At 62.8% G+C, this 15,875-nt stretch carries 17 protein-coding genes; 6 read left to right on the top strand and 11 right to left on the bottom strand.

Going from position 1 to position 15,875, the window contains the following annotated elements:
* Positions 1-3: 3 nt before the first annotated feature.
* The 7 genes from sufD to ACQ651_RS04700 all read right to left on the bottom strand — a co-directional run bounded on the left by sufD (position 4) and on the right by ACQ651_RS04700 (position 6,672).
* Positions 4-1,302 (bottom strand): Fe-S cluster assembly protein SufD, encoded by a 1,299-nt coding sequence (gene sufD, locus ACQ651_RS04730; protein ID WP_375552564.1) that lies wholly within the window; start codon positions 1,300-1,302, stop codon positions 4-6.
* Positions 1,302-2,057: a Fe-S cluster assembly ATPase SufC gene (gene sufC, locus ACQ651_RS04725; protein ID WP_227285554.1), complete on the bottom strand. Its 756-nt coding sequence runs from the start codon at positions 2,055-2,057 to the stop codon at positions 1,302-1,304. The genes sufD and sufC overlap by 1 nt, the downstream gene beginning before the upstream one ends.
* A gap of 160 nt (positions 2,058-2,217) precedes the next feature.
* Positions 2,218-2,529, bottom strand: a complete 312-nt coding sequence (locus ACQ651_RS04720) for a heavy metal-binding domain-containing protein (RefSeq protein ID WP_227285553.1) — start codon at positions 2,527-2,529, stop codon at positions 2,218-2,220.
* Between the two features lie 11 nt (positions 2,530-2,540).
* Entirely contained in the window at positions 2,541-3,419 is an 879-nt protein-coding gene (locus ACQ651_RS04715; RefSeq protein ID WP_430448550.1) for an FkbM family methyltransferase, read from the bottom strand.
* Positions 3,419-4,939: a Fe-S cluster assembly protein SufB gene (sufB, locus tag ACQ651_RS04710; protein ID WP_227285551.1), complete on the bottom strand. Its 1,521-nt coding sequence runs from the start codon at positions 4,937-4,939 to the stop codon at positions 3,419-3,421. Before sufB ends, ACQ651_RS04715 begins: the two co-directional genes overlap by 1 nt.
* Positions 4,940-5,042: 103 nt before the next feature.
* Entirely contained in the window at positions 5,043-6,086 is a 1,044-nt protein-coding gene (locus tag ACQ651_RS04705; RefSeq protein ID WP_430448548.1) for a cysteine desulfurase family protein, read from the bottom strand.
* Positions 6,087-6,210: 124 nt separating this feature from the next.
* Positions 6,211-6,672: an Rrf2 family transcriptional regulator gene (locus tag ACQ651_RS04700; protein ID WP_227285549.1), complete on the bottom strand. Its 462-nt coding sequence runs from the start codon at positions 6,670-6,672 to the stop codon at positions 6,211-6,213.
* A gap of 174 nt (positions 6,673-6,846) precedes the next feature.
* Between ACQ651_RS04700 and ACQ651_RS04695 the strand changes: the two genes are divergently transcribed.
* The 4 genes from ACQ651_RS04695 (at position 6,847) to ACQ651_RS04680 (ending at position 9,714) form a co-directional block, all read left to right on the top strand.
* The gene (locus ACQ651_RS04695) at positions 6,847-7,500 is read left to right on the top strand and encodes an alpha/beta hydrolase (RefSeq protein WP_227285548.1); all 654 of its coding nucleotides are present in this window, start codon (positions 6,847-6,849) and stop codon (positions 7,498-7,500) included.
* 11 nt (positions 7,501-7,511) lie between these two features.
* A complete protein-coding gene (locus ACQ651_RS04690; RefSeq protein ID WP_227285547.1) occupies positions 7,512-7,733 on the top strand; it encodes a hypothetical protein in 222 nt (73 codons plus the stop codon).
* A 66-nt stretch (positions 7,734-7,799) separates the two neighbouring features.
* Positions 7,800-8,381: a hypothetical protein gene (locus ACQ651_RS04685; RefSeq protein WP_430448546.1), complete on the top strand. Its 582-nt coding sequence runs from the start codon at positions 7,800-7,802 to the stop codon at positions 8,379-8,381.
* Between the two features lie 118 nt (positions 8,382-8,499).
* Positions 8,500-9,714, top strand: coding sequence for an NADP-dependent isocitrate dehydrogenase (locus ACQ651_RS04680; protein WP_121898017.1), 1,215 nt, complete (start codon positions 8,500-8,502; stop codon positions 9,712-9,714).
* A gap of 143 nt (positions 9,715-9,857) precedes the next feature.
* On the opposite strand, the gene ACQ651_RS04675 is transcribed toward ACQ651_RS04680, so the two are convergent.
* Complete coding sequence (locus ACQ651_RS04675; RefSeq protein ID WP_227285545.1) at positions 9,858-10,064, bottom strand: DUF6356 family protein; 207 nt, start codon at positions 10,062-10,064, stop codon at positions 9,858-9,860.
* A 117-nt stretch (positions 10,065-10,181) separates the two neighbouring features.
* Between ACQ651_RS04675 and ACQ651_RS04670 the strand changes: the two genes are divergently transcribed.
* A complete protein-coding gene (locus ACQ651_RS04670) occupies positions 10,182-10,640 on the top strand; it encodes an Lrp/AsnC family transcriptional regulator (protein WP_430448544.1) in 459 nt (152 codons plus the stop codon).
* A gap of 144 nt (positions 10,641-10,784) precedes the next feature.
* Here the strand turns inward: ACQ651_RS04670 and ACQ651_RS04665 are convergent, their stop codons facing one another.
* The 3 genes from ACQ651_RS04665 to recA form a co-directional block, all read right to left on the bottom strand.
* Positions 10,785-11,075 carry a DUF1330 domain-containing protein gene (locus ACQ651_RS04665; protein WP_227285543.1) on the bottom strand — a complete coding sequence of 97 codons (291 nt, stop codon included), beginning with the start codon at positions 11,073-11,075 and terminating at the stop codon, positions 10,785-10,787.
* A gap of 3 nt (positions 11,076-11,078) precedes the next feature.
* Entirely contained in the window at positions 11,079-13,739 is a 2,661-nt protein-coding gene (alaS, locus tag ACQ651_RS04660; protein ID WP_430448542.1) for an alanine--tRNA ligase, read from the bottom strand.
* 213 nt (positions 13,740-13,952) lie between these two features.
* Positions 13,953-15,035: a recombinase RecA gene (gene recA / locus ACQ651_RS04655; RefSeq protein ID WP_227285541.1), complete on the bottom strand. Its 1,083-nt coding sequence runs from the start codon at positions 15,033-15,035 to the stop codon at positions 13,953-13,955.
* Between the two features lie 184 nt (positions 15,036-15,219).
* Here recA and ACQ651_RS04650 point away from each other — a divergent pair, with 184 nt between their 5' ends.
* A complete protein-coding gene (locus tag ACQ651_RS04650; protein ID WP_375552570.1) occupies positions 15,220-15,825 on the top strand; it encodes a gamma-glutamyl kinase in 606 nt (201 codons plus the stop codon).
* Positions 15,826-15,875 lie beyond the last annotated feature (50 nt).

Below are 15,875 nucleotides of genomic sequence, written 5' to 3'. Positions count from 1 at the left end.
GGCTTACCCGCGCCGCCGCTCCAGCCATTGCTGCAGACGCAGCAGGATATCCTCCCGCAGGCGCTCATCCTCGATCTCCTCGATGGCTTCGGCCAGAAAGGCCAGAACCAGCAGATCGGTCGCCTTGTCCTCGGGCACACCCCGCGAGCGGAGATAGAACAGCCCGTCCTCGTCGATCGCGCCCGTGGTCGAGCCATGGGAGCAGATCACGTCATCGGCGTAGATCTCCAGTTCGGGCTTGGCCTGAAAGCTGCTGTCCTCGTCCAGAAGCAACGCCTGGCTGATCTGGTAGCCATCGGTTTTCTGCGCCCCCTGGCGCACCAGGATCTTGCCCTGAAACACGCCTTCGGCCCGGTTGCGCAGCACCTTCTTGAACACCTGACGGCTTTCGCAGCGTTCCGCGTCATGGGTGATAAAAACCGTGTCGTCATGGTGAAACGCGCCCCGCGCGCCATCGCCAAGGGCCGCGCCCGCCACATGGGCCACCGCATCGTCGCCCACGATCTCGATGATGTTCTCGTTGCGGGTCAACACGCCATTGGCTGTCAGCGTGAAGGACTTGAAGGTCGATCCGCTGCCGATCCGGGAGAACATATGCGTGACCGCGCGGCGCTCGTGATCCCTGCCCTGCGCCCTGACGTGGTGGAACGTCCCGCCATCGGCCACCTCGATTTCCATGCATTTGTTGAAGCGCGCGGCGGCCGGGCCGCTTTCCAGCACGGTTACCTCGGCCCCCTCCTCGATCTTGACCAGATGGTGAAGGATCGCGTCCGAGGCCACGTCATTATGCAGATAGATCAGATTGATCGGCTTGCTGACCTTGCCCGTGGCCCGCAGGACGATCCCGTTCGTGGCATAGGCAGTGTTCAGCGCCGCAAGCGGCCGTGCGACCGGGTCCTGCCCGCGGGTTTCCAGCACACCATACAGATCTTTGGCCCAATGGATATCCTTGGCCAGCGCATCGGCAAGCAGGTCGATCTCCACCCCTTCAAGGGTCAGATCGTCACTTGCGGCGGCATCGAACACGCCATCGACGAAGACCAGTTTCAGCCGGTCGATCCCGTCGTAAAGCGGCGCCTCGTCCCGCGCCTCGAAAATGGCGGCCTGTGGCGGTTCGGCCGCGGTCAGCGTCGCGGGATCGGTGAATTTCCAGTATTCGTCCCGCCGCGTCGGCAGGCCGGAGGCGCGCAACCGCGCGGCCGCCCCCTGCCGCGCCTCTGCGGCCCAGGATGACCCGGCGGGCATCTCCAGCCTGGAAAGCCGCGCCTCGGTCAGGTCGATCTTGGCTTGAGCCAACGCCATCACGCCACCTCCGCCAGAATATCGCCATATCCGTTTTCCTCGACCTCAAGGGCCAGTTCGGGCCCGCCGGTCTTCACGATGCGGCCATCGGCCATGATATGCACGACGTCCGGTTTGATATGGTCCAGCAGACGCTGATAATGAGTGATGACCAGAAAGCCCCGGCCCGCATCACGCAGGGCGTTCACCCCCTCGGCGACCAGTTTCATGGCATCGACATCCAGCCCGCTATCGGTTTCATCCAGAATGCACATCTTCGGCTCCAGCATCGCCATCTGCAGGATCTCGTTGCGCTTCTTCTCACCGCCGGAAAAGCCGACATTGACCGGCCGTTTCAGCATGTCCGCATCGATCTTCAGGGCCTTGGCCTTCTCCCGGATCAGCTTGAGGAAATCCGCGGCGCTCATCTCCTCCTCGCCGCGGGCCTTGCGCTGTGCGTTCACGGCCGTCCGAAGGAAGGTCATGTTGCCCACGCCCGGGATCTCGACCGGGTACTGGAACGCCAGAAACAGGCCAGCGGCGGCGCGTTCCTCGGGGTCCATGTCAAGGATATCCTGCCCCTCCAGAACGGCCTCACCTTCGGTCACCTCATAGCCATCGCGGCCCGAAAGCACATAGCTCAGCGTCGACTTGCCCGAGCCGTTCGGCCCCATGATCGCATGGACCTTGCCGGATTCGACCGTCAGGTCGACCCCTTTCAGGATCTGCTTGTCTTCCTCTTCCAGCTTCACGTGCAGGTTCTTGATGCTCAACATATATGGGTCCTCTTGATTGTCAGGCCGCCGCAACGGGCGCCGGATGAATGCAGTGCGCGGGCAGCCGCGCGGGTGATACGGTCGTTTCGGGCGCCGGATATCGCATCGCGGACGCCATCGGGCCTGTGGCCGGGCAGGATATCGGATGCTGTCGCCATGCTCAGCCGAGCCGCACCGCGGTGCCGGAGGCCGAGACCATCAGCATGTTGTTGATGACCTCGTAATCCAGATCCACGCCGACGACCGCCGTGGCGCCCAGGTCGCGGGCGTGATCGGCCATCTCGTCAAGCGCGGTCTGGCGGGCCTTGCCAAGTTCCTCTTCATAGGCGCCCGACCGGCCCCCGACGATATCGGTGACCCTCGCGAAGAGGTCGCGAAACACATTCGCGCCAAGGATCGCTTCGCCCACGACGATCCCCTTGTATTCGGCGATCTGGTGGCCTTCGACACTATGCGTGGTCGTGATGATCATATGTTCCTCCCCTATCTCGGATCCACATGCGGCAGCCGGTCGATATAGCCGTGAAGCTGATCCTCCGACAGTTTTCCGCGAACCGACAACTCGCCCATCGCCGTGACGGTGATATCCTGGCTCAGCAGAACCGCGTCGCTCAGCATGGCCAGATGTTTCAGCTCCTCGTCGCCGAGGCTGGGGATATCCAGCAGCGCCCGAAGGAACACCGCATCCCCATCCACCGCCTGGCTGCGATAGAACCGCCTCTGAAGCCGGCTGGTATGGACGTTGAAGAACTTGATCGTCTTCAGGAACAGGAACTTGTGCAACTGATACCCGAGCTTTCGCAAGCTCTGCATCTGCGCGTCGATCAGCGGCTGATCGACGTAAAGCGGTATGGCCGCAACTTCGGTGATGACCGCAAGGGCCGACCTCAGCTTCTTGACGCCATGTTCGAAAACAACCGTTTCACCGCCCTGGATGTCGATCTTCAGCAAATCGAAATCGGGCAGATCCTCCAGCCCGTCCAGCGGCTTCGTGACGATCTCCACACGCTCCTTCACCGTCGCGCCGCGCCGCATCCGGCCAATCGCGTCCAACGTGTCCATGTTCGGTTCAAGCAGAGACGTGAAGCCCGAGCCCTGACAGATATTCAGCGTGGCCGGGCCATCCGCGCCGATCGCATGAGGCAGATAGTGCTCATGCGGACCGGCTTCGGCGACCAGCTCGTCATATCTCTCCGGTTGAGGTTCGAAGCCCCAGACCTCGCACAGGCCTGCCTTCAGCAACCCCTCGTAGGGTGCCGCTTCCAGCGGATTGGCCCCCACATCCACAATCCGCGTCAGCCGCTCGGGCGACAACACATCGTAGAGATAGGTGGCCCGCTCTGTCTCGAACGGCGCGGACATTACCCCACGGAGCCTTCCAGCGAAATCGCCACAAGCTGCTGCGCTTCCATCGCGAATTCCATCGGCAGGGCCTGCAGCACCTCCTTGCAGAACCCATTCACCACCAGGGCCACGGCTTCTTCCTCGTCCATGCCCCGCTGACGGCAATAGAACAGCTGATCGTCATCCACTTTCGATGTCGTCGCCTCATGCTCCACGCGGGCGGAGTTGTTCTTGACCTCGATATAGGGAACCGTGTGCGCGCCGCACTGATCGCCGATCAGAAGCGAGTCGCATTGCGTGTAGTTCCGCCCGTTCTTGGCCTTCGGATGCATGGAGACCAGACCGCGATAGGTGTTCTGCGCCCGGCCCGCACTGATGCCCTTGGACACGATCCGGCTTTTCGTATTCTTGCCCAGATGGATCATCTTGGTGCCGGTATCGGCCTGCTGCATGTTGTTGGCGATTGCGATGGAGTAGAACTCTCCCTGGCTGTCATCGCCACGCAGAATGCAGGACGGGTATTTCCATGTGATCGCCGATCCGGTCTCGACCTGGGTCCACATCACCTTGGACCTGTCGCCCCGGCAATCGGCGCGTTTGGTCACGAAATTGTAGATCCCGCCCTTGCCGTTCTCGTCGCCCGGATACCAGTTCTGGACCGTGGAATACTTGATCTCCGCATCTTCCAGCGCCACCAGTTCGACAACCGCCGCGTGCAACTGATGGGTGTCGCGCTGCGGCGCGGTGCAGCCTTCCAGATAGCTGACGTAAGAGCCCTTGTCGGCGATGATCAACGTCCGCTCGAACTGCCCGGTATTCTCGGCATTGATCCGGAAATAGGTGGAGAGCTCCATCGGGCAGCGCACGCCCGGCGGCACGTAGACGAACGAGCCGTCCGAGAAGACGGCCGAATTCAGCGTCGCGAAGAAATTGTCGGTGATCGGCACGACAGAACCGAGGTACTTCTTCACCAGTTCGGGATGCTCCTGGATGGCTTCGGAGATCGAGCAGAAGATCACGCCCGCCTCTTTCAGTTCCTTCTGGAAAGTCGTCCCGACCGAAACGCTGTCGAACACCGCGTCCACCGCGACCTTGCGGCCTTCCGCGGGCACTTCCTCGGCGCCTTCGACACCGGCGAGGATCATCTGCTCTCTCAGCGGAATGCCCAGCTTGTCATAGGTCGCCAGAAGCTTCGGATCCACGTCATCGAGGGATTTCGGCTTCTCTTCCATGCTCTTGGGCCGGGCATAGTAATACTGATCCTGGTAGTCGATCGGCGGGTAGTTCACCATCGCCCATTCCGGCTCGTCCATCTGCTTCCAGCGTTTGAACGCCTGCAGACGCCAATCCAGCATCCACTCGGGCTCGCCGTTTTTCTCCGAGATCAGACGAACGATATCCTCGTTCACGCCCTTGGGCGCATAGTCCATCTCGATATCGGTCTCCCAACCGTATTTGTATTTGCCGCCCATGGCCTGAACGGTTTCCACCGTTTCGCGGTCCACACCGTCGCGAATATCCGTGTCGAGTGCTGTCATGGGTCATCCCGTTCGCTATTGGGGCGGTGTCCGCCGCCCTGTTTCCATCCCGTGCCCTCGGGTCGCGCCGTTTCCTCAGAACCGGGTCTACAGCCCTGCCCTGCTACGCGACCCGCGCCCGAAACCGGGCATGGGCTCCTAACCAGGTCTCGCAGAATCGCAAGACCTCTTCCTCGGTCGTCTCCGGGCCAAGCGAGACGCGAATGGCGCTGGCCGCCGCGGTCTCGTCGAACCCCATTGCGCGCAGAACGGCGCTGGATCTGACCTTGCCCGATGAACAGGCGGACCCTGCCGAGATTGCGAACCCGGCCAGATCCATCTGCATCACCTGCGTCTCCCCTTTCCAGCCCGGCGTCACGATGCAGGACGTGTTGGGAAGCCGCTCGACATCTTTCCCGACAAAAATAGTCTCTTTTGCGCGGGCTTCCAGAGCTGTTTCTAGAATATTTCTAAGTTTGGCAACCTTGTCCCAGACACCAGCCTCCAGATCTTGTGTCGCAGCCCGTGCAGCAGCCCCAAATCCTGCAATGCCAATGATGTTTTCCGTGCCCGAACGCCGGCCCATCTCCTGCCCGCCGCCCTTGATACGGGCTTCCAGATCCAGCCCGCGGCGCAGAACGAGCGCCCCGATTCCCTTCGGCCCGCCCAGTTTGTGCGCCGAGATCAGCGCCATATCGACGCCGGACCAGTCGAAGGCCACGGGCAGCTTGCCGAAAGCCTGCGTCATGTCGCTGACGGCGAGACCCTCGGGGAGGGTCTGAAGAATGCCGGTCTCCGAATTGGCCAACTGCACAGCACTTCGGCCCGGATCGGCGATCGCCACCTGCCCGGCCCGGTCCACGGCCAGATCCTCGGCGATCCACGCGCGGACCGCATCATGTTCCACCGCCGCCCCGTGCAGACCGCGCCCCGCGCAGGCAAGGGCCGCCGCTTCCGTCGCGCCGGACAGAAAGACGATATCGGCGGCCTGCGCCCCGAAGGCCTCGGCGACCTCGGCCCGGGCGGTCTCCACCAGCCCCTTGGCCGCGCGCCCCTCCGCATGCACGGAGGACGGATTGCCGACGATATCCATCGCCGCCACCATCGCCCCGCGCGCCTCCGCCCGCAGCGGCATGGTCGCGTTATGATCCAGATAGACCCGGTTCATCGCGGACACACCGCGTCGCGCGCGGCCCCGGCTATCCGGCCGCGCAACGCACGCGCAATAGGGGACCGCCCGTCACACGACCGCGCCGAGCCGGTCAGCCGCGATATGCCGTAAACCGGCGCCGTCAAGCGTCATCCACCACTTCGAAAAGATTGGGCACCGCCGGGCATGGGGTCAGTTCATTGGTCACCACATCGGACAGGCGGGTCTGATGCAGATACACATAGACATGGGCGCTCAGGCTTTCCCACAGCCGGTTGGTCATGCTCTGCGCGCGGCTGCCCGAGCTTCCGCCCGACGCGCCCGCGCCCGTGTGCAGGGCGCTCACCGTTTCGTCGACGGCTTCGAAAATCTCCACCACCCGGATCTCCGCGGGCAGCTTGGCCAGCCGGTACCCGCCACCCGGCCCGCGGACGGATTCCACCAACCCGCCCCGGCGCAGCTTGACGAAAAGCTGTTCGAGATAGGGAAGCGAGATATCCTGGCGTTTCGCAATCTCCGAAAGCGAGGTCAGCCCATCATCCGTCTGCAAAGCCAGATCGGCGAGCGCCACCATCGCATACCGGCCCTTGGTGCTGAGTTTCATTGCCGCCGTCTCCATCATTGGCGCAAGACGCGCCGAAACATTGACCTTTGCCGGCGGGCGGCTTAATTGCCATCCACCCATTTCTCCGACACGCCCGGAGTTTAGAATTGTTCTAGGTAGCGCCCGGCCCTGCTGTCAAGCCGTCGTCAACCGGACCGCCACGAAGGAGGCATGATGCCCGAGGTCATTTTCCCCGGCCCAGAAGGTCGGCTTGAGGGTCGTTATCACCCACAAAAGGCCAAGGACGCGCCGATTGCCATCATCCTGCACCCGCATCCGCAATTCGGCGGCACGATGAACAACCGCGTGGTCTATAACCTGCACTACGCATTCTACAATATGGGCTTCACGGTGCTGCGCTTCAATTTCCGCGGTGTCGGCCGGTCGCAGGGCGAATATGACCAGGGCATCGGCGAATTGTCCGATGCCGCCTCAGCGCTCGATTATCTTCAGTCGATGAACCCGAATTCGAAGCATTGCTGGGTCGCCGGATTCTCGTTCGGCGCGTGGATCGGCATGCAGCTTCTGATGCGGCGCCCGGAAATCACCGGCTTCATCAGCGTCTCGCCCCCCGCCAACATGTATGATTTCAGCTTTCTGGCGCCCTGCCCCGCTTCGGGCCTGATCATCAACGGGGCCTCCGACCGCGTGGCCAAACCTCAGGACACGCGCATTCTGGTGGACAAGCTGCATGAGCAGAAGGGCATCACGATCACCCATGAAGAGGTGGAAAACGCGGGCCATTTCTTCGAAGATCCGCATATGGACCCGATGATCGAGAGCGTTCAGACCTATGTGCGCCGGCGGCTGACGGAAACCACACGCTAGAGACCACGCCCATGAGTATTGTCGAAGAGCTTGCCGATAAACTCGCCAAAGACACGATCGAGGCGGCGGAAGCCCTTGACGACGATCTTCTGATAAATCGCGTCGCCGAGGTGATCGGTGCCTCTTCCCCCTCGACGGAGGAGGCGTTTCGCACCGCCGTTCGCGTCCGCATGGCCGAGGCGCGGGCGCGAAAGTATCTGGCCGAGCAGCTCGCGCGGAAAGGCCCCGGCTGAAAGTCTGAGCCGCAGATGTTGCAACTCCGGTTCCACGGCACAATCTCCTTGTAAAGGAGGCCGGACGTGCAGACCGAACCGAACCCTTCCAGCCGCATCACCGGCGCCGCCGCGGCGGCGACCGACGGGATCACATCACTCTCCATGCTTCTGATCGGGGTGGTCTGGATCGGGGCAAGCGCGATGCAAGACCCCGTGATGATGGCCCGCCGCGCCGTGGAAGTGCCCTCCGCCTTCTGGATTCAGGATGCGCTCAAACTGATATCCGCGGCCGCGACGATCACGCTCGTCATTGCGATCCGCAACCTGACGCATCACGCCGGATGGATCCGCTGGCCCGGGTTTCTGGCGGCCGCCTGCCTGGTGGGGAACGCGGCGCTGAGCATCGCGCTGATGAGCGGGCTGGCCAGCCCCTCCCTCATGCCCGCAATCGGCCTGCTCGCCCTTGGGTCCGCGCTGTTGGGCGCGCTCTGGCTGATCCTTGTCAACGGCACGGCCCTGCAGGCCCGGCCATGGCCACCTGTCATCTCGATCCTTGGTATCGGCGCGGGGCTACTGGGTCTTTTTCCGCCGCTCGGGATGGTGGCTTTCGCCCTCGGTCTGATCTGGACCTGTGCGATGATCTGGGGTTTCCTGCGCAAGGCCTGAACGAGGGCCCCGCGACACCACGCCACCGGTATACATCGGTATACACACTTCCCTGCGGCCGCATGATCCGCTAGACCGCGCGCAAGATGCGATTCACCGAAGAACAGAGGGACGCCAGATGTCGAAAATCAAGGTAGACAACCCAATCGTTGAAATGGATGGCGATGAGATGACCCGGATCATCTGGGATTTCATCAAGAAAAAGCTGATCCTGCCCTATCTGGACGTGGATCTGCTCTACTACGATCTCGGCATCGAAGAGCGGGACCGGACCGAAGACCAGATCACCATCGACGCAGCCGAGAAGACCAAGGAGGTCGGCGTCGCCGTCAAATGCGCGACCATCACCCCCGATGAGGCGCGGGTCGAGGAGTTCGGCCTGAAAAAGATGTGGCGCAGCCCAAACGGGACGATCCGCAACATCCTGGGCGGCGTCGTTTTCCGCGCGCCGATCATCTGCCGGAATGTGCCGCGCTTGGTGCCGGGCTGGACCCAACCCATCGTGATCGGCCGGCACGCCTATGGCGACCAGTATCGCGCGACGGACATGAAATTCCCCGGCCCCGGCACGCTGACGATGAAATTCGTCGGCGATGACGGCACCGTGGATGAGCGCGAGGTGTTCAAAGCCCCGTCCTCCGGCGTCTATATGGGCATGTACAACCTCGACCAGTCGATCATCGATTTCGCGCGGGCGTCGATGAACTATGGCCTGTCGCTTGGCTGGCCTGTCTATCTCTCGACCAAGAACACCATTCTGAAACAGTATGACGGCCAGTTCATGATCCTGTTCCAGAAGGTCTTTGACGAGGAGTTCAAGGACAAGTTCGAAGCGGCGGGCATCACCTATGAACACCGCCTGATCGACGACATGGTGGCTTCGGCCATGAAATGGTCCGGTGGGTTTGTCTGGGCCTGCAAGAACTATGACGGCGACGTGCAGTCCGACACCGTTGCGCAGGGGTTCGGCTCCCTTGGTCTGATGACCTCCCAGTTGATGACGCCCGACGGCAAGATCGTCGAGGCGGAGGCCGCACATGGCACCGTCACCCGGCACTACCGGCAGCATCAGGCAGGCAAGGAGACCTCCACCAACTCCATCGCGTCGATTTTCGCCTGGACCGGCGGGCTCAAGCACCGCGCCAAGCTTGATGGGAACGACGCGCTGAAGAACTTCGCCGAAACGCTGGAGAAAGTGATCGTGGATACCGTGGAAAGCGGCGACATGACCAAGGACCTGGCGCTGCTGGTCGGCCCCGATCAGAAATGGCTGACCACGATGGGCTTCCTTGAGAAGGTTGATGAGAACCTGAACAAGGCGCTGGCCGGCTGATCCGCGCCCGCCACGAAACATGACAGAAGGCCGCTTTGCTCCGCAGGGCGGCCTTTCTTATTGCCGCTCGGACTGGCCACGCAGGCGCGCGGCCGGTGGGTGGTCACACGGCCTGCATCCGGGTAACGGCGGCAGACAGCCGGCTACTGCCCGCGATTATGGGTCTTGGCATAAAGCTCGGCGGTGATCCGGCTGGCGGTTTTCTCGAACAGGCACGGGATCACTGCATGAACCGCCGCGGCGCAGCTTGCCAGAAACAGACGGCCCGCGAATTTTCCGGCAAAGGCCGCGTGTTGCAGATAGGTTTCGTCCACATCCTGCGGATGGCTCAGAAAGATACGCGTGATCATTTCGGTCCTCCATGTCCTGTCGCAAGGCCAATCATGACCGGCATGGAGAGAGAATGCCTCCCATATCCGTGCGGATTTTGCGTGATTTCGGGAGATATGCACGGTATATCTGCAATTATGGAGACATTTAATGAAACGGATCGTCGAATCCTGAGCGTTCTGCAACGCGAGGCCGATATCGCACTGGAAGAGTTGGGGGCAAGGGTGGGCCTGTCGCGCAATGCCTGCTGGCGCCGTGTCCGCGCGCTGGAGACACGCGGTGTCATCACCGGGCGAGTGGCGCTGCTCGACCCCGCAAAACTGGGCTTTGGCCTGATGGTCTTCATTCAGGTCCATGCGGCGCGCCACGACGCGGACTGGCTGGAGAAATTCGGCCGCGCCGTGCGGGAAATGCCGGAGATCCTCGGCGTCTACCGGATGACCGGCGATCTCGACTATCTGATCCGCGCGCGCGTGGCCGATGTCGCGGATTACGACCGACTGTATCAGCGGCTGATCCGGAAGGTGGAGCTCAACGACGTGTCCGCCAGCTTCGTCATGGAAGAGCTGAAGGATACCCTCACCCTGCCCCTGTGATGGCCGCGGGCGCCCCCTGATCGCGTCGCACCCGGGCCCAGCGGCAAATCCGGCTCGCCCTCATTCAGCGCGTCAGGGCATCAGCGTCGTCGCCCCCGCCGATCTGGCGCAAGCGGTCGGCAGCGCCCGGGGAAGGACCGGCGCTCAATCCAGCGCTTCGACCAGCACCAGATCCCGTTCGGACGCGCCTTGCGCAAAGCTCAACGCTTCCTGATACCGGTCTGAATTATAACAGGTTTCCGCCGCTTCAAGGCTGGGGAACCGCGCCACCACATTGCGCGGATGGGCACGCCCTTCCTTCTGTACCGCCCGCCCCCCGCGGGCCAGAAACGTCCCGCCATGTTCGGCAATCGCCTCGGTCGCGATGGCGGCATATTTCATATACGCCTCCTCGTCGGTGACGGTGACATGGGCAATCCAGAATGCTCCGGGCATCGGCTATACTCCTTGCAAAACGGCCTCGGCGGCCTTGATCGCGGCAGCGGCCTTGCTGGCATCCGCGCCGCCGCCCTGGGCCAGGTCGGGCCGTCCGCCCCCCCCCTTGCCGCCAAGTTCGGGGACCGCCGCGCGGACCAGATCGACCGCGCTCAGCCGCCCGGTCAGATCATCGGTCACACCGGCGGCCACGGCGGCCTTGCCGCCCGCATCGGCGATCAGCAGAACCGCACCGGAGCCGAGCCGGGCCTTGTGCTCATCCACGAGGCCGGGCAGATCCTTGCCGGTGACGCCCTGCAAAAGCTGCGCGTGGAGGGCAATGCCGTTGATCTCGCGCGCTTCGGGCGCGGGGGCACCTGCCCCGCCGCTCATCGCCAGTTGCTTGCGAAGCTGCGCCACCTCATTGGCAAGGCTCTTGCGCTCCTCCTGCAGGGCCGCGACACGGTCCAGAACCTCGCCCGCCGGGGCTTTCAGCGCCAGAGCCACCTCCGCCAGCCGTCGATCCTGCCCCGACAGATATTCGAACGCCGCCGCCCCGGTCAGCGCCTCGATCCGGCGCACCCCGGCGCTGGAGGCGCTGTCGCCAAGCGTCACGAACACGCCGATATCGCCGGTCTGGCGCACATGGGTGCCGCCGCAAAGCTCGATCGAATAGGTCCGCTTGTCCGTGCCCTTGCCCGAGCCGTCCAGCATGCCCATGGACACCACGCGGACCTCGTCGCCGTATTTCTCGCCAAACAGCGCCTGCGCGCCGAGGTCACGGGCCGCATCCGGCGTCATGATCCGCGTTTCGACGGGAGCGTTCTGGCGAATGAAGGCGTTCACCTCGTCCTCTACCCGCTTCAGCTCGGCGAGGCTCAGCGCCTTGGAATGACTGAAGTCGAAGCGCAGCCGGTCGGGCGCGTTCAGGCTGCCGCGCTGAGCCACGTGGTCGCCAAGCGCCCGCCGCAACGCCTCGTGCAGCAGATGCGTGGCCGAATGGTTGGCCCGGATCGTGTCGCGCCGTGCGTGATCGACCTCAAGCACTGCCGCCTTGCCGCGGGCGATCTCGCCCTCGGTGACCTCCGCCATGTGCAGGAACAGATTGCCGGCCTTCCGTGTGTCGGTGATCCGCGCCTGCCCGGTTTCGGACCTGAGGATGCCGCTGTCACCCACCTGCCCACCCGCTTCGCCATAAAACGGCGTCTGGTTCAGCACGATCGCGATACGCTCTCCGGCCTTGGCCGTCTCAACGGGCGCACCGTCGCTGACCAGGGCCAGGATCTGCCCCTCCGCGATTTCGGTGTCATAGCCGAGGAATTCGGTCGCGCCGTGCTCGTCGGCCAGATCGAACCAGATCTTGGCATCCGCCGTCTCACCGGACCCGACCCAGGCGGCCCGCGCCTTGGCCTTCTGTTCGGCCATCGCTGCATCGAACCCGTCCACATCGACCACGCGGCCCTTTTCGCGCAGCGCGTCCTGCGTCAGATCGAGCGGGAAGCCATAGGTGTCATAAAGCTTGAAGGCCGTTTCACCGGGCAGATGCGCCTCCTCGGGCAGGTCATCCAACGCCTCGTCCAACAGGCGCAACCCCCGGTCCAGGGTCGCGCGAAACCGCTCTTCCTCAAGCTTCAACGTCTCGGTGATCAGCGCCTGCGCGCGGCCCAGTTCCGGATAGGCCTGACCCATCTGCGCGACCAGCGCCGGAACGAGGCGATACATCAGCGGATCCTGCGCGCCCAGAAGATGCGCATGGCGCATGGCCCGGCGCATGATCCGGCGCAGCACATAGCCGCGGCCCTCGTTCGACGGCATCACCCCGTCGGCGATCAGGAACGAGGTTGAGCGAAGATGGTCCGCGATCACCCGGTGATGCACGTTCTTCGGGCCGTCCGGATCCACGGATGTGGCATGGGCGGAGGCCTCGATCAGGCTGCGCATCAGGTCGGTATCGTAATTGTCATGCTTGCCCTGCAACAGCGCCCCGATCCGCTCCAGGCCCATGCCCGTATCGATCGACTGCATCTCCAGCGGCACCATGGAGCCGTCGGCAAACTGCTCGTTCTGCATGAAGACGATGTTCCAGATCTCGATGAACCGGTCGCCATCCTCCTCGGGCGAGCCCGGCGGGCCGCCCCAGATATGATCGCCGTGATCGTAGAAGATCTCGGTGCAGGGGCCGCAAGGCCCGGTGGGGCCCATCTGCCAGAAATTGTCATGGGTCGGGATGCGGATGATCCTGTCTTCAGGCACGCCCACCTTTTTCCAGACCTCGAACGCCTCGTCGTCGGTATGGTAGACCGTGGCCAGCAAACGGGTCCTGTCGATCCCGAAATCCCGGGTGATCAGCTCCCAGGCATAGGGGATGGCCTCGTTCTTGAAATAGTCGCCGAAGCTGAAATTGCCCAGCATCTCGAAGAAGGTATGATGCCGCGCCGTATAGCCGACATTATCCAGATCGTTGTGCTTGCCGCCCGCGCGCACGCATTTCTGGCTGGAGGCCGCGCGGGTATAGTCGCGGTGTTCCAGCCCGGTAAAGACATTCTTGAACTGAACCATCCCCGAATTGGCGAACATCATCGTGGGGTCATTGCGCGGCACAAGCGGGGAGCTTTCGACAATCTCGTGCCCGTTCCGGCCAAAATAGTCGAGGAAGGTCGTGCGGATATCGTTCAGGCTGGCCATGTGACGTCTCTTCTGGAGTGGCGGATCGCGCGTTAGAGGGATGTAGCCTTGCCGCACGGCCCTGTCCACAGGCCAATCGGGCCCGGCGATCACAGAAGAAAAGGCACCGCCACCGCGATGCCTTTCCGGGGGATATGCCGGACCCCCGACCCCGGGCCGGGGGGCTTTCGGGACAAGGCGCGCTCGGGCCGTGCCGGGCGCGTCGCCGCTGGCCTAGTCCTCGATCATGTCCTCGTCATCGGCCACGGGATCACCCGGGGCCAGATCGAAATCCAGACCATGGGCCGCGCGGATCTTGTCTTCGATCTCCAGCGCGATCTTGGGGTTGTCTTTCAGAAACTGCTTGGCGTTCTCGCGTCCCTGACCGATGCGCTCGTCGCCATAGGAGAACCACGAGCCGGATTTCTCCACCACGCCGGCCTTGTTGCCCAGATCCAGCAACTCGCCGGTCTTGGAGATGCCTTCGCCGTACATGATATCGAACTCGACCTGCTTGAAAGGCGGCGCCACCTTGTTTTTCACCACCTTCACGCGGGTTGCGTTGCCGACCACCTCGTCACGGTCCTTGATCGCGCCGATCCGGCGGATGTCCAGACGGACCGAGGAATAGAATTTCAGCGCGTTGCCGCCGGTCGTGGTTTCGGGGCTGCCAAACATCACGCCGATCTTCATGCGGATCTGGTTGATGAAGATCACCATGCAGTTGGACCGGCTGATCGACCCGGTCAGCTTTCGCATCGCCTGGCTCATCAGCCGGGCATGCACACCGACCGAACTGTCGCCCATGTCGCCTTCCAGTTCCGATTTCGGGGTCAGGGCGGCGACTGAATCGACAACCACCATACTGACCGCGCCGGAGCGCACCAGCGTATCGACAATCTCCAGCGCCTGTTCCCCGGTGTCGGGCTGGCTGATCAGCAACTCATCCAGATCCACGCCCAGTTTCCGGGCATATTGCGGATCAAGCGCATGTTCGGCATCGACAAAGGCGCAGACACCGCCCTTTTTCTGCTCCTCGGCCACCGCGTGCAGCGTGAGCGTGGTCTTGCCCGAGCTTTCCGGCCCGTAGATCTCGATCACCCGGCCTTTCGGCAGACCGCCGATGCCGAGCGCGATGTCCAGACCGAGAGACCCGGTGGAGGTCGCCTCGATATCCTTGATGACGTTTTCGCCACCCAGCTTCATGATCGAGCCCTTGCCGAACTGGCGTTCGATCTGGGCCAGCGCACTGTCGAGCGCCTTTTGCTTATCCGCGGATTTTCGGTCGGTCATGTCCAGAATGTTCGCCATTGCCATGAGTGTTGATCCCTTATTTCATACCGCCATGGGGGCGGCAATGATGCTCTGTGTTCGCCTCTTGTTCTATATCGGTGATGCGCACAAAAAGAGAACATTTCAAGTGAAATCTTGTAGAGCCAAGTTTTTTCCCGGAAGGGTTAAGAACCGGTTAGCGTAGGAAAAATCAGTCAGGGGTGTGATCATGTTATTGTTCTGGAAGCAAAAACTGGTTCTTTTTGCGGTGCCGAAAACCGGCACGACGGCGTTGGAGGCGGCATTGCTGCCCCATGCCAGCGCCGCGATCCTCGATCCGCCGGGCATGAAACATGTCTCCGTCAGCCGCTACCGCAACATGCTTGCGGGATTCTTCGAACAGCGCGGCCGCCATGAAATGGAGACCATGGCGGTGATGCGCGAGCCCGTATCCTGGCTCGACAGCTGGTACCGGTACCGCCGCCGCCCGCAACTGGCCGGCAAGGACAACTCGACCGGGGGGGTCGATTTTGACGGGTTCGTCACCGCCTGGCTGACGGACAATCCGCCCGCATTCGCCAATATCGGATCACAGGCCCGGTTTCTGCGCGACGGGGATGCGGCCTGCGGAGTTACTCATCTGTTTCGCTATGACCGGCTGGACGAGGCGGTCGATTTCCTCGAAACCCGGCTCGGCGCGGATCTCGCCCTGCCCCGGCGCAACGTTTCTCCCGAAATGGCGGTGAACCTGTCCCCGAAACTGGAGAAACGGCTGCGCAGCGAACGCTCGGCGGAATTCGATCTCTGGGCCTGGCTCACGGAACAGCGACCCTAGTTCGATACCTCAGACCCATGGTCATGGCGGCGTGGCCGGCCATCGGTCGG

The sequence above is a fragment of the Rhodophyticola sp. genome (assembly GCF_965284195.1).
Lineage (GTDB): Bacteria > Pseudomonadota > Alphaproteobacteria > Rhodobacterales > Rhodobacteraceae > Rhodophyticola.
Note: the sequence above shows the minus strand (reverse complement) of the source record. Positions and strands in the feature narration are given on the sequence as shown.